At 62.5% G+C, this 18,436-nt stretch carries 15 protein-coding genes; 11 read left to right on the top strand and 4 right to left on the bottom strand.

What is annotated here, in order from left to right; translation table 11 throughout:
• Positions 1–598 precede the first annotated feature (598 nt).
• Positions 599–1,600 (bottom strand): dihydroorotate dehydrogenase-like protein, encoded by a 1,002-nt coding sequence (locus tag VNH11_00340; protein ID HVA44806.1) that lies wholly within the window; start codon positions 1,598–1,600, stop codon positions 599–601.
• Positions 1,601–1,876: 276 nt separating this feature from the next.
• Here VNH11_00340 and VNH11_00335 point away from each other — a divergent pair, with 276 nt between their 5' ends.
• From VNH11_00335 to dnaB, 8 genes are all read left to right on the top strand, one after another.
• Positions 1,877–2,377: a Crp/Fnr family transcriptional regulator gene (locus VNH11_00335; GenBank protein ID HVA44805.1), complete on the top strand. Its 501-nt coding sequence runs from the start codon at positions 1,877–1,879 to the stop codon at positions 2,375–2,377.
• A 3-nt stretch (positions 2,378–2,380) separates the two neighbouring features.
• Entirely contained in the window at positions 2,381–3,502 is a 1,122-nt protein-coding gene (locus VNH11_00330) for a 4Fe-4S dicluster domain-containing protein (protein ID HVA44804.1), read from the top strand.
• Positions 3,502–4,362: an FAD/NAD(P)-binding protein gene (locus VNH11_00325; GenBank protein ID HVA44803.1), complete on the top strand. Its 861-nt coding sequence runs from the start codon at positions 3,502–3,504 to the stop codon at positions 4,360–4,362. The genes VNH11_00330 and VNH11_00325 overlap by 1 nt, the downstream gene beginning before the upstream one ends.
• Before the next feature lie 16 nt (positions 4,363–4,378).
• The gene (locus tag VNH11_00320; protein HVA44802.1) at positions 4,379–5,164 is read left to right on the top strand and encodes an oxidoreductase; all 786 of its coding nucleotides are present in this window, start codon (positions 4,379–4,381) and stop codon (positions 5,162–5,164) included.
• Between the two features lie 103 nt (positions 5,165–5,267).
• Positions 5,268–6,572 carry a Ni/Fe hydrogenase subunit alpha gene (locus VNH11_00315; protein HVA44801.1) on the top strand — a complete coding sequence of 435 codons (1,305 nt, stop codon included), beginning with the start codon at positions 5,268–5,270 and terminating at the stop codon, positions 6,570–6,572.
• Positions 6,569–7,102, top strand: coding sequence for a hydrogenase maturation protease (locus tag VNH11_00310; GenBank protein ID HVA44800.1), 534 nt, complete (start codon positions 6,569–6,571; stop codon positions 7,100–7,102). The genes VNH11_00315 and VNH11_00310 overlap by 4 nt, the downstream gene beginning before the upstream one ends.
• Positions 7,089–7,790 carry a Uma2 family endonuclease gene (locus VNH11_00305; protein HVA44799.1) on the top strand — a complete coding sequence of 234 codons (702 nt, stop codon included), beginning with the start codon at positions 7,089–7,091 and terminating at the stop codon, positions 7,788–7,790. The genes VNH11_00310 and VNH11_00305 overlap by 14 nt, the downstream gene beginning before the upstream one ends.
• A 107-nt stretch (positions 7,791–7,897) precedes the next feature.
• Positions 7,898–9,307: a replicative DNA helicase gene (gene dnaB / locus VNH11_00300; protein HVA44798.1), complete on the top strand. Its 1,410-nt coding sequence runs from the start codon at positions 7,898–7,900 to the stop codon at positions 9,305–9,307.
• Positions 9,308–9,409: 102 nt separating this feature from the next.
• On the opposite strand, the gene VNH11_00295 is transcribed toward dnaB, so the two are convergent.
• Positions 9,410–9,691: a ferredoxin family protein gene (locus VNH11_00295; protein ID HVA44797.1), complete on the bottom strand. Its 282-nt coding sequence runs from the start codon at positions 9,689–9,691 to the stop codon at positions 9,410–9,412.
• A gap of 339 nt (positions 9,692–10,030) precedes the next feature.
• Here VNH11_00295 and VNH11_00290 point away from each other — a divergent pair, with 339 nt between their 5' ends.
• The gene (locus VNH11_00290) at positions 10,031–10,606 is read left to right on the top strand and encodes a sigma-70 family RNA polymerase sigma factor (GenBank protein ID HVA44796.1); all 576 of its coding nucleotides are present in this window, start codon (positions 10,031–10,033) and stop codon (positions 10,604–10,606) included.
• 56 nt (positions 10,607–10,662) lie between these two features.
• Here the strand turns inward: VNH11_00290 and fhcD are convergent, their stop codons facing one another.
• The gene (gene fhcD, locus VNH11_00285; protein HVA44795.1) at positions 10,663–11,562 is read right to left on the bottom strand and encodes a formylmethanofuran--tetrahydromethanopterin N-formyltransferase; all 900 of its coding nucleotides are present in this window, start codon (positions 11,560–11,562) and stop codon (positions 10,663–10,665) included.
• A 326-nt stretch (positions 11,563–11,888) separates the two neighbouring features.
• Between fhcD and VNH11_00280 the strand changes: the two genes are divergently transcribed.
• Positions 11,889–12,167 carry a hypothetical protein gene (locus VNH11_00280; protein HVA44794.1) on the top strand — a complete coding sequence of 93 codons (279 nt, stop codon included), beginning with the start codon at positions 11,889–11,891 and terminating at the stop codon, positions 12,165–12,167.
• 233 nt (positions 12,168–12,400) lie between these two features.
• Here the strand turns inward: VNH11_00280 and VNH11_00275 are convergent, their stop codons facing one another.
• The gene (locus VNH11_00275; protein HVA44793.1) at positions 12,401–13,828 is read right to left on the bottom strand and encodes an efflux RND transporter periplasmic adaptor subunit; all 1,428 of its coding nucleotides are present in this window, start codon (positions 13,826–13,828) and stop codon (positions 12,401–12,403) included.
• Positions 13,829–14,538: 710 nt separating this feature from the next.
• Here VNH11_00275 and VNH11_00270 point away from each other — a divergent pair.
• Positions 14,539–17,850 (top strand): efflux RND transporter permease subunit, encoded by a 3,312-nt coding sequence (locus VNH11_00270; protein HVA44792.1) that lies wholly within the window; start codon positions 14,539–14,541, stop codon positions 17,848–17,850.
• The last annotated feature ends 586 nt before the right edge of the window (positions 17,851–18,436 follow it).

Here is an 18,436-nt window from a genome sequence, read left to right as displayed (position 1 = left end):
GGCGTTGGCAGCCTTCGAAAAAGCACCAGAACGAAAGGTGGCGGCCTTGGCGCAAACTTTTGGCGCGAGTTGGCCATCTTCGAAACTTCGCCAGTTGCGCGTCTACGCTGGCGCTCGGGGCTTTTCGGCTGGCCGATACCTCGGCCGGGCCGCCTGCCTTCTCAACGAAGTCAGGTGCGGAGTTGCGCATCTTCGCGGTCGTGGTGCGTTAGCCACACTGGCGGGGGGGTATCCGGTGCAACGTTGCACCAAAAGGCGCCGGCGACGCGCTTGTATAAGCGCATGTCGATGCGTTGCCCCGATTCGCGGCAAACCCTTGCGCAGCAAGCGGTTCGGAAGGGAAAACCGGTCTGCGGCCAGCTAAATGCCACAAGCGCACGAGCTTCAGGTGGTAACCGTTACCACCTCCGCGATCAAGCGACCAGCGCGGTTCGCCATCCTTGCAAGGCTGCCAACGAAATTGGAAGGCTGCCAAGCTAATTGGAAGGCTGCCACGTTTTGCGCACACCTACGGCGGACCAACGTTGTCCCGTCGTCATTTTACAGCGAAGATTTGCTTGCCGAAGGAGCCGCTGTTCCAGGTGTATTGCGACTGACGCTAGCTGCTCAACGACATCACCGTCCGCATGTAGCTGACGCGCTCGAAGGCCCCGGCGTCCAGGCTGCGCGCCTGGCTGAGAAGCCCCTGAATCTGGGCCACAGAACCGAAATTCTTGTGTTCCAGCCAGTACTCCAACTCCGCCAGCATGGTGGCGAGGTGATCCGGGCCGTTGCGGATCAACGCCGAGGCCACCATTCCCACGTCGGCGCCCGCCAACAGCAGCTTGATGAGATCCTCGGCAAAGTGGATGCCGCTGGTCGCCGCCAGCGACGCCTTGGTTTGCCCCCGCAAGATGGCGATCCAGCGGAGCGGCAGCCGCAACTCGTCGCGGCTGCTGAGCACCAAGTTGGGCGTCACTTGCAGCGTGTCGAGATCGATGTCGGGTTGCAGGAAACGATTGAACATCACCAGCCCATTGGCGCCGGCCTCGACCAGCCGTCGCGCCATGTTCGGCAGCGAACTGAAGAACGGGCCGATCTTCACGGCCAGCGGGATCGAGATTTCCGCCCGGACCGCCGCCACCAACTCCAGATAGCGGCGTTCGATCGCCTCGGCCGTGAGGTCGGGGTTGGTCGGCACGAAGTAAACGTTCAGTTCCAGGGCGTCGGCACCGGCCTGCTCGATGAGCTTGGCAAACCGGACCCAACCGCCGTGCGCCGACGTGCCGTTGATGCTGCCGATGATCGGAATCGAGACCGCCTGCTTCGCCGCCGCGATGTGCCGCAGGTACGCGTCGGGGCCGGAATTGTAATTGAACAGCTCGCCGTGGGCCACAAGCTCAGCCGCTGAATAGGCGCGGTCGTCGGGCACCCGTGAATGCGGGGCCGACCATTCGCTTTCGATTTGTTCTTCGAACAGCGAGGCCATGACGGCCGCCGCCGCCCCCGCCTCCGCAAGGCGTTCGAGGGAATACAACTCCATGGTGAGCGGCGAGGCCGCGATCACCAACGGGTTGCGCAGTTTGAGTCCCAGGTAGTTCGTGCTTAGATCGACGTTCATGATATTCTCTCCTCCGCCAGTGTCAGCAACTTGTAAAGCATGGCACGTGCCAAAGCGGCAAGCGCCAATCAGTTCGCGCGCGACGGCCATTTTGCCGGCGCAACTTGCGAGAGCCGACCTTGTCTGTGCCCGACGTCGCCGCCGTGCTGTGCTGTGCGGCACATGCCGAGCGATTCGGCACACTGCCGCCTGGTCCGCAAACAGGCGTTGCACTCGACGGCAACAACCTCTTACGATGTTTGAGGTGCTTCACTCCAGCCCCGTCCGTTTCCCTCGATGATGGAAAAGCAAGCGATCGACGATCTGCTCCGCCAACTCGGTTTCACGGCCGGGCTGCCGGATCCCGTCCTGGACGAACTTGCTTCCGTTTCCGCAGTGGTTCGCTTTCCGGCCGGCGCGACGATCTTTCGGGAGGAAACCAAGAATCCGTTCGTGTATGTCGTCGAGCGAGGCCACGTCGGGCTCGACATGCACGTGCCGACCCGCGGACGGGTGCGCATCTTGTCGGTCGGGCCGGGCGAAATGCTCGCCTGGTCGGCCCTGCTGGGCGACAGCGTGATGACCGTTTCGGCGGTGGCGTTGGAAGACACCCAGGCGGTCGCCATCTGCGGCAGCACGTTGGCCAAGCTCTGTTCCACGAACCACGAAGCCGGCTATCTGTTGATGCGGCGGATGGCGACCTCGCTGGCACAACGGCTGACGGCCACGCGGTTGCAGTTGCTCGACCTGTTTGCCGAGCCGACGGTCGCTGCCTCAGCCGGTTTAAGGGAGGAGTAGCACTTGCCGTCGCAAACGATTCCGGTCGAGCGTTCACTCCGCTGGTTGCCGAAGGACGAGTTGCAGTCGCTGTTCGACGCGATGACCGCCCGCGGCTATACCATCGTGGGGCCGACGATCGACCAGGAGGCCATCGTCTATGACCGCATCACGTCGGTCGACGATTTGCCGCGCGGTTGGACCGACGTGCAAGCGCCAGGCAGCTACCGCCTGAAGCGTCGCGACGACGAGGCGCTGTTCGGCTACGTCGTCGGACCGCACTCGTGGAAGCGGTTCCTTTTTCCGCCGTTGGCCACCGTGGCCACGGCCGATCGCACCGCCGAAGGTTGGACGATGGGCACACCGCCCGACGACGCGCCCAAATACGCCTTCCTGGGCGTTCGGGCGTGCGAGTTGGCCGCCATCCGCGTGCAGGACCGCACCTTTATGGAAGGGCCGTACGTCGACCCGATTTACGCCGCTCGCCGGCAACAGGCGCTGATCGTCGCTGTCAACTGCACGCAAGCGGCGGCGACTTGCTTCTGCACCTCGATGGGCACAGGTCCGCGGGCAACCGCCGGCTTCGATCTGGCTCTCACCGAGCTGCCGGCCGGCTTCGTTCTGGAAACCGGCAGCGAGCGGGGAGCCGAAATCGTCGCCGATTTGGAGACGACGGACGCCGACGCCGAGCTGCTGAATCAGGCCGAGGCCGCCCGGCAACAAGCCGTCGACCAGATCACCCGCCGGCTCGATACCGAGGGCATCCGCGATTTGCTCTTGGGCAATCTCAATCATCCCCGCTGGAACGACGTTGCTTCGCGGTGCCTGTCCTGCACCAATTGCACGATGGTTTGTCCGACCTGCTTTTGCAGCTCGGTGAAAGACGTGACGGACTTGCAGGGCGACCATGTGGAACGCCAGCGGCAATGGGATTCGTGTTTCAACTTCGATTTCAGCTACATGAACGGCGGCGTCGTTCGCGACCAAATTCGGTCGCGCTATCGCCAGTGGTTGACGCACAAGCTGGCCTCGTGGATCGACCAGTTCGGCACGTCGGGCTGCGTGGGCTGCGGACGGTGCATCACCTGGTGCCCGGTCGGAATCGACCTGACCGAAGAAGTGGCCGCGATTCGGGAGTCGAGCTGATGATGCCCACCACGGTGCCGGCAGCCAGGATCAATCCTTGGCAACCCGATCCCGTCGTGGTGCGCGAGACGATCGCCGAGGCACCGGACGTGACGACGTATCGACTCGCCTTCCGCGACGACGACCGCGCTGCGAGCTTCAGCTTTCGGCCGGGACAGTTCGGCATGCTCTATGCGCCGGGCATCGGTGAGGTGCCGATCGGCATCAGCGGAAGTTGTCCGGCCGAGCGCACTTGGTCGTTCACCGTGCGCGCCATGGGCAACACCACCCGCGCATTGGCAAGGTTGCAAGCCGGCGACACGCTGGGTCTGCGGGCACCGTTTGGATCGGCGTGGCCGCTTGATGTTTGTGAGGGGGCCGACGTCGTGATTGTGGCCGGCGGCCTGGGTCTGCCGCCCTTGCGGCCGGCGATTCACAAAATCATCGAAGACCGCCGTCTTTACGGCCGGGTGACGCTGATCTATGGCTCGCGCACTCCCGACACGCTGATTTATGTCCGCGAGTACGATGACTGGTCGCGGCAGCAGATCGAGGTTCTGACGACGGTCGATCGGGCCGACTTGAGTTGGAAGGGCAACGTCGGCGTGGTGCCGTTGTTGCTCGACTACTTGCAACCGCTGGTGCCCGAACGGACCGTCGTGATGACCTGCGGACCCGAAGTGATGATGCGTTACACTGTCCGCAGCGCTGTGGCCCGCGGGATTCCGATCGAACGCATCTGGGCATCGACCGAGCGGAACATGCAATGTGCGATCGGACTGTGCGGGCATTGTCAGTTTGGTCCGGAGTTTATCTGCAAAGACGGGCCGGTGTTTCGCTACGATCGCATCGAGCCGTGGCTCAAAGTCGAGGGGCTGTGACGCAAAGGAACCTCCGATGAGCGTGACCAAGCCGACCCTGGCCGTGTTCAAGTTCGCGTCTTGCGACGGCTGCCAGCTTTCGCTGCTCGACTGCGAAGACGAGCTGCTGGCCGTGTCCGAGCGATTGCACATCGCCTACTTCCTGGAAGCGACGAGCCATGTGGAAGCCGGCCCGTTCGACGTCACGCTGGTTGAGGGATCGGTCACCACGCCGGCCGACGCCGAGCGAATTCGCTGGGTCCGGGCACAATCGAAGTTCCTGGTGACGATCGGCGCGTGTGCCACGGCGGGCGGAATTCAGGCCCTTCGAAATTGGGCCAGCACGCCGGAATACCTGCAGGCGGTTTACGCCCGGCCCGATTACATACAGACGCTCGACACGTCGACGCCGATCGCGGCACACGTGCCGGTCGACTTCGAGCTGCGCGGCTGCCCGATCAACAAGCGTCAGTTGCTGGAGGTGATCGCGTCGCTGCTTTCCGGGCGGCGGCCGCGGACGCCGGTTCACAGCGTGTGCCTCGATTGCAAGCGGCGAGGCACGGTTTGCGTGATGGTTGCCCGCGGCGTGCCGTGTCTGGGGCCGGTCACACACACGGGCTGCGGTGCGATTTGTCCGTCTTACGATCGCGGCTGCTACGGTTGCTATGGGCCCGCCGAGCAGCCGAACCTGGTGAGTCTAACCGGCCAGTTCCGCGCGGAGGGGCTTGCGCCTGAGGAGGCCGTTCGGCTCTTACGCGGGTTCAATGCGTACGCGCCGGAGTTCCGCGCCGAGAGCAACCGGTTGGCGGGGAAGCAAACGTAGGGTGGGACCAGCGAGCTTGCGAGCGCCGGCCCACCGTAAGCGACGTCGTTCTCGGTGGGCCGGCGCTCGCAAGCTCGCTGGTCCCACCCTACCGAGAGGAACAATGCAAGAAGAACAACCCACCGTCCGTACCGTTCGCGTCGAAGCCTTGTCTCGCGTCGAGGGCGAGGGAGGACTGCACGTGCGGTTGCGCGGCAACGAGGTCGAAGACGTGCAATTGACGATCTTCGAGCCGCCGCGATTGTTCGAGGCGTTCTTGCGTGGACGAGCGGTGGAAGACGTGTCCGACATCGTGGCCCGGATTTGCGGAATCTGTCCGGTGGCCTATCAGATGAGTGCCGTACATGCGCTCGAATCGGTGCTGGGAGTGCATATTTCGCCGGGAATCCGCCGGTTGCGGCGGCTGCTCTACTGCGGCGAATGGATCGAGAGCCACGCGCTGCATATTCACTTGCTGCACGCCCCCGACTTTCTCGGCTACGAGAGCGGCCTGGCGATGGCCCGCGATTGGCCGGACGAGGTCAAGCGCGGCCTGCGGCTGAAGAAGCACGGCAACGAGCTGCTGGAGGTGCTCGGCGGGCGTGCCATCCATCCCATCAACGTGGCCGTGGGTGGCTTTTTCCGGGCACCGCGGCGAGAAGAGCTGGCGGCGCTCGTCGGCGACTTCGAGTGGGGCCTGCAAGCGGCCATCGACGCCACGCGCTGGGTGGCCGGCTTCAATTTTCCGGCCTTCGAGCGGCCGTACACGATGGTGGCCCTGGTCCACCCCGACGAATACGCCATGAACGAAGGACAAATCGCCGATAATCACGGCCGATCGATCGCGGTCGCCGACTACGAACAGTATTACGAAGAGCGGCACCTGCCGCACAGCACCGCGCTGCACTCGGTGCGCAAGGCCGACGGTTCGCCCTACCTGGTAGGACCTTTGGCGCGTGTACACCTGAGCCTCGACCGCCTCATGCCGGCGGCGCGGCGGCTGGCCGACGAGGTGGGCATTGACTGGCCATCGAATAATCCGTTCCACGGCATCGTGGCCCGCGGGCTGGAGCTGGTCCACGCCTATGAGGAAGCGTTGGACATCCTCAAAACCTATCAGCCGCCTCGCCCGCCGCGAATTGCCTACGAACGTCGGGCCGGGGTCGGTTGCGCCGCGACCGAGGCGCCGCGGGGCCTGATCTATCATCGCTATGTGGTGAATGACGAGGGATTGCTGACCGAGGCCAAAATCGTGCCGCCCACCTCGCAGAACCAGGGGCAAATCGAAGACGATCTCCGCCACTGGATCGCAGGGATTTTGGACCAGGACGAACCTCAGATGGCACTTTCGTGCTCGCACCTGATACGCAACTACGACCCCTGCATCAGTTGCTCGACCCACGCCTTGCGGCTGACCATCGAGCGATGAGCGTAACCACGTTGATCGTCGGATTGGGCAGCCCACACGGCGACGACCAGATTGGTTGGCGGGTGGCTGAGCGTTTGGCGCTGGAACGCGAATCCGCTTGCGGAGCAAGCGGGCTACGTGGCCCGCTTGCTCCGCAAGCGGATTGCACCATCACGATCCGAACGGCCTCTTCGCCCGCCGACCTGCTCGACTGGCTCGAGGGCGTCGAACGTCTGATCGTTTGCGACGCTTGCCAGGCGGTCGGTTCGCCGGGCACGGTCCACTGTTGGCGCTGGCCCGAGGCACCCTTGGGGCGCCTCCGCAGCTCCGGTAGTCACGATCTTAGTTTGGCCGAAGTGCTGACATTGGCCGAAGAATTGCGAAGCCTGCCCGGTGAAGTTATCATTTGGGCGGTGGAATCAAGAACGTGCCAGTGCGGCGCAGCGATGTCGGCGGAGGCGGCCACCGCGGTCGCGCAGACGAGCGAAGAAATCGGCCGAAGCTTACCGGGGCCCTCACAAGACCGAACAACCGCTTATGGCTATTCCTAGCAGCGACTTTCCCGCTTCGCCAGACGCGGTCCCGCCGCTGGAGGCTGGCGATCATTTGACCCGCGACGAGTTCGAACATCGTTATTGGGCTACGCCGGGCGTAAAGAAAGCCGAGCTAATCGAAGGAGTCGTGTACATGCCGTCGCCGGTGTCCAGGCGTCATGGTCGTCCCCATCTGTGGCTCGGAGGCTGGCTGACACAGTACCTTGCTCAGACCCCCGGACTTGATGCGGCCGACAACGCCACGGTCCGGTTCGATGATCTCAACGAACCCCAACCTGATCTGCTGCTCGTCATCGAAGCCATCTCCGGTGGCCAGTCCGGCGTCGATGAAGAAGATTATTTTTCCGGACCGCCCGAGTTCATCGCTGAAATCGCGGCTTCCAGCGTCAGTTACGACTTGCACGCCAAGTTGCGAGTGTACCAGCGGGAAGGTGTCCGCGAGTATCTGGTGTGGCGAACGCGGGACCGGGAAATCGACTGGTTTCGGCTGCATGAAGGCAAGTACGAACTGATCGCCGCCGACCCTTCAGGCATCGTGAAGAGCACGGTCTTTCCCGGCCTCTGGCTCGATCGCGCCGCGCTGTTGCGCGGCGACTTGACGGCAGTTTTCGCCGCGCTCCGGCAAGGGACCGACTCGCCTGATCATGCCAACTTTGTCGCGGAGCTTCAAGCGCGGCGGCGATAACCAAATCAGCCAATCCGGGCGCGTTTTTCGGGCAATGGCTTTTCGCCGCCGCCGCCGCCCGGTAGTATGCTCGCTGGTAAGCACGACGGACACGGAGGGAAGCGCCCATGGCGACGTATCAACGGATCGATGAGCGTCTACCCACGCGCGGCGGCCCGGATCTGCTCGATCGGCTGCCGCCGCAAAACCTGGAAGCCGAGCAAGGCGTGTTGGGCAGCCTGCTGCTCGACCCCGATTTGTGCGACGAAGTGGCCATCCTGCTGCGGCCCCATCATTTCTACGCGCCGGCACACCAGGCGCTCTTCGGCCATCTGGTGGCCATGCACAACGACGGGCTGCGGATCGACGCCATGCTGCTGGTCGAGCGGCTGCGCAAGCACGACGAACTGGAGACGATCGGCGGCCTGGCGTATCTCGGCGAGGTGGCCGATTCGGTGCCGACCGCGGCCAATGCGCTGTATTACGGCCAGATCGTCCGCGACAAAGCCACGTTACGGGCCTTGATCCACGCCAGCACCGAGATTCTACGCGACGCCTACGACCAGTCGCTGGAAAGCCGCGAGATGCTGGCCCGCGCCGAGGAAAAGGTGTTTCGCATCCTCGAAGAGCAGGGCACCGGCGACCTGGCGCCGCTGGAAGACGTGCTGCACGAGGCCCTGACGCGCATCGACCAGCGGCTGGAAAAGGGCGGCGGCGTGGGCGGCATGCCCACCGGCTATGTCGACCTGGACTCGATGACGGGCGGCCTGCACGAGGGCGAGCTGATCATCCTGGCCGCCCGGCCGAGCATGGGCAAGACGGCCCTGGCCGCCAACATCGCCGACCACGTGGCGATCGAAAGCAGCCGCACCACGCTGTTCGTCAGCCTGGAAATGTCGCGGCTGGAGCTGGCCGAACGCATGCTCTGCGCGCACGGGCGAATCAACGGTCACAAGCTGCGCAACGGCTTCATCTCGCCCACCGACCGCACCAAGCTGGTCTCGGTCTCCAACCTGATGAGCAAGGCGCCGCTGTTCATCGACGACACTCCCAGCCGCACCATGACCGAGATTGCGGCCACCGCCCGGCGACTGAAGCGTCGAGAGAAGCTGGCGCTGGTGGTGATCGACTATCTGCAGCTTATCGAGCCCGACAACCCCAGGGACCCGCGTCAGGAGCAGGTGGCGAAGATCGCGCGGCGGCTGAAAGCCCTGGCCCGCGAGTTGAAGGTTCCCGTGCTTTGCCTGGCCCAGTTGAACCGGCAGGCCGAAGTGACCAAGGACAACCGGCCGCGGCTGAGCCACCTGCGCGAGAGCGGCGCCATCGAGCAGGACGCCGACGTGGTGATGTTCGTCCACCGCGACGAATACTACTGCACGAACGACGAAGACCGTGCCCGTGTGGCGGGGCAGGCCGACCTGGTCGTGGCCAAGCAGCGCAACGGCCCGACCGGCGACGTGAAGCTGGCCTGGCTGCAGGATTACACGCGCTTTGAGAACCTGGCCCGCGAAGGCCACGACTTCACCGAGCAGTTTTAGAGCCGCAGTTTTAGAGCCGATTCACACAAACCCGAAGCGCAAGCCAGTCAGGGGCGACATCCCTGCCTCGCTTGCGCTTCGGGTTTGTGTTGCTACGGGCACTTACTCCGCGCCGGCCAACGGCTCTTTCTTTTCGGTGATCACGGGGCACTGGGTCGACATTTCGGCGTTCAGCGCGGTGAAGTCTTTCCACTCTTCGGGCAGGTTGTCTTCGTGGAAAATCGCCTCCACCGGGCACTCCGGCACGCAGGCCTCGCAATCGATGCACTCATCCGGATGGATGTAGAGCATCTGCTCGCCTTCATAGAAGCATTCGACAGGGCAGACCACCACGCAATCCGTGTACTTGCAACCAAAACACGGCTCGGCTACGACGTGGGTCATCGACGACGATCTCCTTTCAGATGGACGCTGGCAAAGCGGTATTCAACCCGTGGGCCGCGCGAGTGTCAAGTGCTTAGGGCGGAAGCACTTCAACCACGGCATCGCGCGCCAGACAAGCTTGAATCCTAAGAGTGGCCGCCGGGACGGTCAAGCGGTTCTTGGGCTGGATCGGTTTTCGCCCGCCACGGACTTGCCTGAATGCCGGCGGGGTCGTAAAATCAGGTGGTTGAGGCGAGCGGCACGGGCATTGCTCTTCGCCTCTCATCTCGGTGATACCCATTGGAACCCCAGGCAAGGACCGGCCTCGACTTTAGCCGCCGCTAGCCCAGGTAGTGCGTCGTGGCTCTCTCTGAAATTGATCGAAGCCTCATCGAACGCTGTCTGGCGCGAGCGCCGAGAGCGTGGGAAGATTTTGTCGATCGGTTTATGGGTCTGGTCGTGCATGTGATCAATCACTCGGCGCAGTGCCGTTCGATTCGCCTTACGCTGCAAGACCGCGAAGACCTCTGCGCCGAAGTGTTTTTGGCCCTCGTTCGCGACGACTTTGCCATCCTGCGGCACTTTCGCGGCCAAAGCAGCCTGGCAACGTACTTGACCGTGGTGGCCCGGCGGGTCGTCGTGCGCGAACTACTGCGTCGCGTCGCGGCAAACGGCTCGGCCGCGGCCGCGATTTCGGCGGCGGATGTCGTGGGCGGCGATGGTGCAAAAACGGAGCAGCAGATCAGCGACCGCGAAGAAGTCGAGCGGCTGCTGGGCAGGCTGGACGGGCACGAGGCGACCATCGTCCGCATGTATCATCTGGAAGGCAAGACCTACCAAGAAATCAGCACGGCCACCGGCGTCGCCGAGAACAGCGTCGGCCCCACGCTGAGCCGCGCGCGGCAAAAGATGCGAAATGATTCGGCTTCGCAGTGAGGTTCTGGTAAACTTCACGCGGCCCAGCCACCGCCAACCTCCGGTTCGAGCATGCCTCAAATTTCACCCTCGAGCAGCTTGTGCAGGTGCAGGTGGAACGGTCCCAGGTTGCCGCCGTAGTTGCCGGAGGTGATTTTGACGATGCCGGGGCCACAGCCGGCGCGGACGCCGACGCGCGTGGCCTCTTCGACCGCCGCCAACTCCAGTCCGTCGATCACGATCTCATAGACGGCGTTCATGTTCTCGGCCAACGCCGATTTGACCCTGCCGCGCAGCGTGGGGCAGTAGGCGTCGTTGGTGCTGGCACGGAGCTGCTTGTAGCGGCTGCCGACTTTGCTGCCGCTGCGGACCACGCCGCCGGGAAAAGGGAGCACGACCCCGCGTACGGCCCGAATGGCGGCCACCGCCGCCTCGGCCGCCGCCAGAGCCGCCGGCTGGCTTTCGCCCAAGATCAAAAAGTTGCCGCCGGCCACGCCCTTGACTGTGCCAAACACGTCTTCGCAGGTGAACTCACCGTCCATCACGGGCACGCGCCAGAAGCGGCGGGCGTCGAGCTTCTTGCTCTTCTGAAAACCGTCGCCGAAGAACCGCAGGTTGCCGCCGATCTTGATCGACTTGTCTTTGACCACGGGCAGGCCGTTGTAGCAGGCGGTCGTGGCGCAGGTGAGAATGCACTGCCCCACGCGGTTGACGACGGCCTTCTGCAAGGCGTCGCGGCTGAAAGCGAACATGAGCAGGCTCACGCCCGGCCGGCCGTCGGGCGTCTCGTCAGGAGAAACCAGTCGTTCAATGCCGGCTTCCGCGTCGCAGCCGATGACCGAAGCGGCGTAGCCCGTGGCCTCGCGGGCGGCGGTCTCGGCCCACTGTGGCGAGTCGGCCGTCACGATCAGCCGCGCCGCCGTCATCGGAAACGCTTCAGCAAAGGTGTCTTCGATGAGGGTCGAATGGATGGTCAGCAAGGGGCGACTCCACGGTTGGAATGCGGCGATTGTACGTTACGCGAGACTGTTTGTGCATGCCGGAATCGTAAGGTGGCGTCAGCACACTGAATTGCCGCCGCGGAGAGTCGATAGTATTCTGAGCTAATGCTCCTCGAAGACTTCCATCCGCCGATCAGCCAAAGAGCCTTAAGGTTCTTCTCGCGGCACGCGAGCTGACGGGCGATCAATTTGCCATTTACTCCGGCCAGCGACTCGATGTCGCCCCGGAGAAGGGCCTGACGGGCGATTGTGATTTTATGCTTGCGGTTGGGCCTGCATTGCCCCCGTTGCACGCGCCTCTTATGACCGTGGTCGAGGCGAAGAAGAACGACATTGAAATCGGGTTAGGCCAATGCACGGCCCAAATGGTTGCCGCCCGAATCTTCAATGAACGGGCCGGCCGAGCGGACGCGCCCGTCCATGGTTGCGTCACGACGGGCGAGACATGGCAGTTCCTGCGGCTGAGCGGCCAGGCGGCACTACTGAATCGAGATCGCTATTATCTCGACAACGTGGGCAAAATCCTGGCGGTGTTCCTGGCGATTTGCCAGCAAGCGGTCGGCGACGCGAGAAACGCGTAGCGGTTGCCTACCTACGCGCTGGTTGATCTTCGTCGTCCACTCCCCAGATGCCGATTGCGCGGCGTTGCTGATCACGGATAATACCGTGCGAATCGATGCGCCAGCCGTTGATGGGATGACCGACATCCTTTTGCGGCTTCGGCCAGCGAGCGTCCCATGGAATAAACGGCCTGGGAAGGCCATCCTCCAACCGCGTCCAGCGGCACGAAATCGGTATCAAAGCCAGCAGGCCGCTACTGCGCGGAACTGGCCGATACCAAAGTGCCGTTCACCAGCGCCTGTTTGGCATACACCACCACCTCGTCGTTAGGCCGTAGACCGGAGAGGATTTCGGTGACGATGCCATTTTCGGCGCCGACGTCCACGTGGACCTTTTCGGCCTTCCCCTCGCGCACGACCCAGAGGTAATACTTCGATTCGTGCTTGGCGTGGCCGCCCTTTCCGCCCTTCCCAGCCGGCTTGCCGCCGCCCTCCCCGTCGCCCCCAATGTGCAGCGACGCCGACGGCACGGTCAAGGTGTCCTTTGATTTCGAACCTTGGTCCAGCAGGATCGTCGCATACCCATACATACCGTCGCGCAACAGGCCACGGTCATTGGGCAGGTCGATTTCAACTCGCATGGTGCGCGTGTCCGGGTCTTCCGAATTGGCCACACGGGCGATCTTTCCGGGAAACTTTTTGCCAGGCAGGCTGTCGATCACCACCGTCACCGGGTCGTCCACGTCGGCGAAAGGCACGTCTTTGTCCGGCACTTGGACGACAACGCGCATCAGGTCCACCTCATCCACCGCCAGCATCGGCAGACTGGCCCCCTGGTCGCGCGCGTTGATGAAGTCGCCCACCTGGAAATTGCGGACCGTAATCACAGCCTTGAAGGGTGCTCGAATCGTGGCATAATCGAGGAACACCTGGTCTTTTTGCAAGGTGGCCTCGGACACCTCGACCTTGGCTTTGGCGTCCTCGAGATCCGCGCGCGCCCTGGCAATTCTGGCCTTGGCCGCGTTCGCCTGGGCCTTGGCGCTGACCACTGCGGCTCGGGCAGCCGAACGCCCGGCTTTGGCCGCCGCCCAGTTATCTTCGGCCTCATCGGCAAGCCTCTGTTCGAGGCCCTTCTGCTGCACCAGATCCTTGATGCGCTCAAACACCTTGGTGCGGTACTCCAACGTCGCTATGGCATGTTCGAGGTCGGCTTCCCGCTCACCGATCAGTGCCTCGGCGGCCTCGTAATCGGCCTCCGCCGTCTGGATGTGCGCCTCCATTTGTTTCACTTGCGCGTTGGCTTGCACCACCGCCGCTTTGTCGTGCTGCACCTCCTTTTCCAACTCCGGCATGTCGACCAGCGCCACCACGTCGTCTTTCTCGACCTCCTCGCCGATGTCGCGCGTCATCTTCATGTATCCCGACACCTTGGAAAACAACTGGCTGCGCATGAACGCCTGAACCGAGGCGGGTTGGGTGGTGGTGCGTTCGATGCTGCCCTGGGTCGGTTTGACGGTTTCGACGGCAATCCGCTCGGCCGCGCCTTCCGCCGCGGCCTGAGAGTGGCCACCTTCCGAGGCGTCGACGCGACTTGATTCATGCCCGCTGTTGGCGGCCAGGTAGGCCCCGGCCGCAATGCCGCAGGCCACGACAAGAACGGTGACAATCGATAGTTTTTTCATAAGGCGCCTTGGAGAAGCGTGGGTTGTGACTGCTCATAAATCTAGCACAACGGTGCCACCGCATACCAGCCGAAATTCACCTGTTGGAATTCGCAGGTGAAGGCCGGCGATGTGGGCTTGGCAAAATAGGCTTGGGTGTGGTAAACCAGAAAGGCGACCTGATCGACCACCCCAAGCAGCAGATCGCGTTGGAATCACGCGATCGCACCAGAACCAACCCTTGATGCGATGTGAGCGGGCGCTGTTCGGCGGATGACGAATAATTCTTTCTGCACCTTTTCAGAAAGTTCGTCCCATTTCCAGACGGCTTGGTACAACGGCTTGGTTCATCAGTGCGGCAATTAGCAGGGCAACTCTTATGCCACAATTGCGGTCTGGTCGGTTTAGCGTTGTTTTTGCCGCTGAGGCAAGTTTCTTTGGATGTTCGGTGGCCAGAAATTGGCCTGCACGGCCGGCTGGCCGTGCGCAGCTTTCGTCCATGCCCTGTCTGCTTGACAGGCATGAACCTTAATGTTTGTTCAGATTGGACTATGCACAGATGATTCGGCCCGGTTTTTCCAGTGTTACCTGTCTGCGAGAGCAGTTTTTGGCCCACGATTTGCTTAGCGGCCTTGCATTCGCATCAGCCAGCACTACCCTTTTCAATGGCGGACAAGGCTGATCGCTTCTGCACTTCAGAATCAGAAGTGGGCATTCCCGGAGAGATTTCCATGAACGGGCTTATTCGCGCGTCGCTGAACAATGTTCACGCCGTGATCGTGTTTGCGTTGACCATTCTTGTGCTCGGCGTGCTGGTGACGGGGTATGCGATCCCCATCGACATTTTGCCTGTTTTCAAGGCACCGGCCGTTCAAGTTTTGACGTTCTACGGCGGTATGCCCGCTCGTGGCATGGAAAAGGACATCACGAACCGCATGGAGCGTTGGACCGGCCAGGCCAACGGCATCAAGCGGCTCGAGTCGCGTTCGATCGTCGGGGCCAGCGTCGTGCGGCAATACTTTTACGACGACGTCGATCCCAACGGCGCGCTGACGCAGGTCAACTCCTTGGCTTTGTCGGTGCTGCCCAACCTTCCGCCGGGAACGCTGCCACCGGTCGTCTTGCCGTTCGACCCCACCAGCACGGTTCCCGTGGCCCTGGTGGCGTTGGACAGTCAAACCCAGGGCGAATCGATTCTGTATGATGTCGGGCGTTATGAAGTCCGCAACATGATCATGAGCAATCCGGGGGCTTCGGCGCCGGTGGTCTTCGGCGGCAAGATTCGGGCGGTGATGCTCTACCTGGACCGCATCAAATTGGCGGCCCGCGGCCTCAGCCCGATCGACGTCATGAACGCCACCGACAAGTACAACGTGTTTGTGCCGTCGGGCGACGTGAAGATCGGCAATCTGGACTACGCGCTGATGTCGAATTCGATGTACGAGTGGATCGAGGCGGATGCGAGCAAGGGGCACGAGGGCATGGGCGGCATGCCGCTGCAGGCCGAGCACGGCATGTTCCGGTATCTGAAAGACGTGGGGCAGCCCAAGGACGCCGCCTTTATTCAGACCAACATCGTGCGCATCGGCAGCGCCGAGCACGAAGGACGCAAGCAGGTCTACATCCCCGTCTATCGACAACTGGGGGCCAGCACCCTGAGCGTGGTCAGCGGCGTCAAAAAGGCCTTGCCCGACATGCAGGGCCGTGTTACCCGACCCGGCATTTCGCTCAAGCTCGTCATGGACCAGTCGGTTTATGTGAAGGCCTCCATCGCCGCGCTGGTCCAAGAAGGGGCATTGGGATCGGTGCTCTGCTCGTTGACGATCCTGATGTTCCTGGGACAGTGGCGGATGACGCTGATCGCCATCATGACGCTCCCGTTGTCGGTGTTGTCGGCGATTATTTGCCTTTACTACACGGGCAACACGGTGAACGTGATGACGCTGGCCGGCCTGGCTTTGGCCATCGGGCCGATGGTCGATAGCGCCATTATTTGCCTGGAGAACACGCACCGGCACCTCGGTCTGGGGGCCAGTCCCAACGAAGCCGCGTTTTTGGGGGCCAGCGAAGTCGCCATGCCGGAACTGGTCTCCACGATCTGCACCTTCTTGGTGTTGGCGCCCTTGGCGCTCATGCCGGGCATGGGTGCCTTCTTGTTCAAGCCGATGGCCTTGGCGGTGGCGTTTTCGATGATCACCGCCTACGTTTTGTCCCGCTCGTTGGTGCCTTCGTTCAGCGCCTTGTGGTTGAAAGGGCACGAACACGACGGGCACGAGCACGAGGCTCCCAAGGGCGCCGTGGCCCGCGCCTTCGCCCGCTGGGAAGCCACGATCGACGTGGGCATCGGTTATTACGTGCAGTTGCTCGACTTGGCCCTGCGCAACCGCGTGAAGACCGTGATCGGCGCTTTCGTGTTTTTAGGCGTCTCCTTGGCGATTTTCATTCCGATCTTGCGACGAGACTTTTTCCCCGAAGTCGACGCCGGAGCCTTCGAGATTGCCGTGCGGGCGCCCAACGGCACGCGCATCGAGAACACGGAAGCCATGGTGGAGAAGGTGGAGAACTTCCTGCGCGAGAAGGTCGGCCACGATCTGGAACTGTTCATCTCCGAGCTGGGCGTGACTCCCGACTGGTCGGCCGCCTACACACCGAACGCGGGCTCGATGGACACGGTCATGAAGGTCCAGCTCCAGGAGCATCGCGGCAAGAGCGCTCAGGAGTACGTTCGCATCCTGCGAGAAGGATTCGCCCAGGACAAGCGGTTCGAGCAGCTTGAATTCGCCTTCGATGCCGGCGGCATGGTGCGCGGCGCGTTGAATGAAGGAAAGTCGACGCCGATCAACATTCGCATTACGGGCAAGAACGAGAACCAGGTGGCCGAGATCGGCGAACGCGTCAAGCAGGAGGCGATGCGCATCGACGGCGTGGTCGACGCGCGTGTCATCCAGCGCATGGATTCACCCGCCTTCGTGATCAACGTCGACCGGGCCAAGGCTTCCGACTTGGGACTGACGCAGGCCGACGTGATGTACAACGTGATCGGCTCGACGAATTGCAGCATTTCGTTCAACAAGAAGAACTTCTGGATCGACCCCATCAGCAACAATCAGTACTTCGTGGGCGTGCAGTATCCGGAGACGGACATCAAGTCGGTCAGCGACGTGCTGAACATTCCGATCACCGGCGCCTACGACCACAAGCAGCACATGTTGCAAGACCTGGCCACGATCGAACGCACCACGGTGCCCTCGGAAGTGACCCACCTGAATATCCAGCCTACGATCGAAGTGACCATGGGTGTCGAAGGCCGCGATTTGGGCCACGTGGCCTCCGACATGGCCGTCGCCCTGGCACGCTTCGGCGAGCCCCAGGGTGGCGGCGTTTGGTCTACCTACGATCCCGATTCGAAGAAGAAAGAACTGCTGGAAGGCTCCAAGATCGCGATGAGCGGTGAATACAGCCGCATGCAAGACACGTTCACGAACTTGGGCTTCGGCCTCGTGCTGGCGTCGCTCTTGATGTACTTCTTGATGGTGGGTCTCGATAAGTCGTTCATCGTGCCGATCACGGTCATGATGGTGGTGCCCGTGAGCCTCGGCGGCGTGATGCCGATGCTCTATTTCACCGGCAGCGCCCTCAACGTGCAGTCGCTGTTGGGCATTATTTTTATCGTGGGCATCAAAGTGGCCAACACGGTGCTGATGAGCGACTTTGCCCAGGAACTGCGGCGGCATGAGGGCCTGACGCCGACCGAAGCCATCCGAAAGGCCGCGTCGATTCGCGTGCGTCCCGTGACGATGACCGCTCTGGCGGCTTTCTTCGCCATGATTCCGACCGCGCTGGCATTGGAGCACGGCAGCGAGGCCAACGCTCCCTTGGCGCGTGCCATCTTGGGCGGTCTGCTGGCGGGTGAGCCCGCCACGCTCTTCGTGTTGCCCTGCCTCTACTCGCTCCTGGTGCGAGACAAAGGCAAACCGGGAGAACACGAGCACATCGACCTGCCGCAGCACGTCGGACCGGGCATCGCGCCGGCCGGCCACTAAGGCAAGAACGGTTCATCGCACGAGGCGCGAGCGAGGAAGAGCAACGGGCTCGCCTCGCTCGCGTTTTTTGGGTGGCACGTGTCGATACCGGGAGGCCGACAGCGGTAGGAGATTCAAGGCAGAAGTGCTTGGGAGCGGTAAACCAGAAAGGCGAACTGGTCTACCGCCCCAAGCCAGATCGCGCTGGAGTAACGCGATCGCACCAGAACCAGGCCTAAATGCGCTTCAAAGTGCGGCCCCACAATTGCCATCGGGGGCGTGCGAGTTCTGGTTGCCATCCAGCCCTAAAGCAAGGGACGTGCCGCACCGTCTATTCCACGACGGATCGTACCTGGAACCGAGCCGCTCGAATGCATGTAAACTACCGAAGGCAAAGGATTTGCAGCAGAACAGCGACCACACAGCCGCACGCTTCGAGCGTGGCCCTGGGACGACTGTGACCCCGTGCGTGGACAAAAAGTTGACACACGATATGGCCGCCCTGTTCTAATTGTGGACAGTTGTCATTCTGGACGACGCCGGGGCGGCACGCATCCCCGGCCGGTAGTGTCCTAAAGTTGAGTTGGTCACGTAGGGTGGGACCAGC

Source organism: Pirellulales bacterium, from assembly GCA_035533075.1.
Taxonomy (GTDB): Bacteria; Planctomycetota; Planctomycetia; order Pirellulales; family JAICIG01; genus DASSFG01.
Note: the sequence above shows the minus strand (reverse complement) of the source record. Positions and strands in the feature narration are given on the sequence as shown.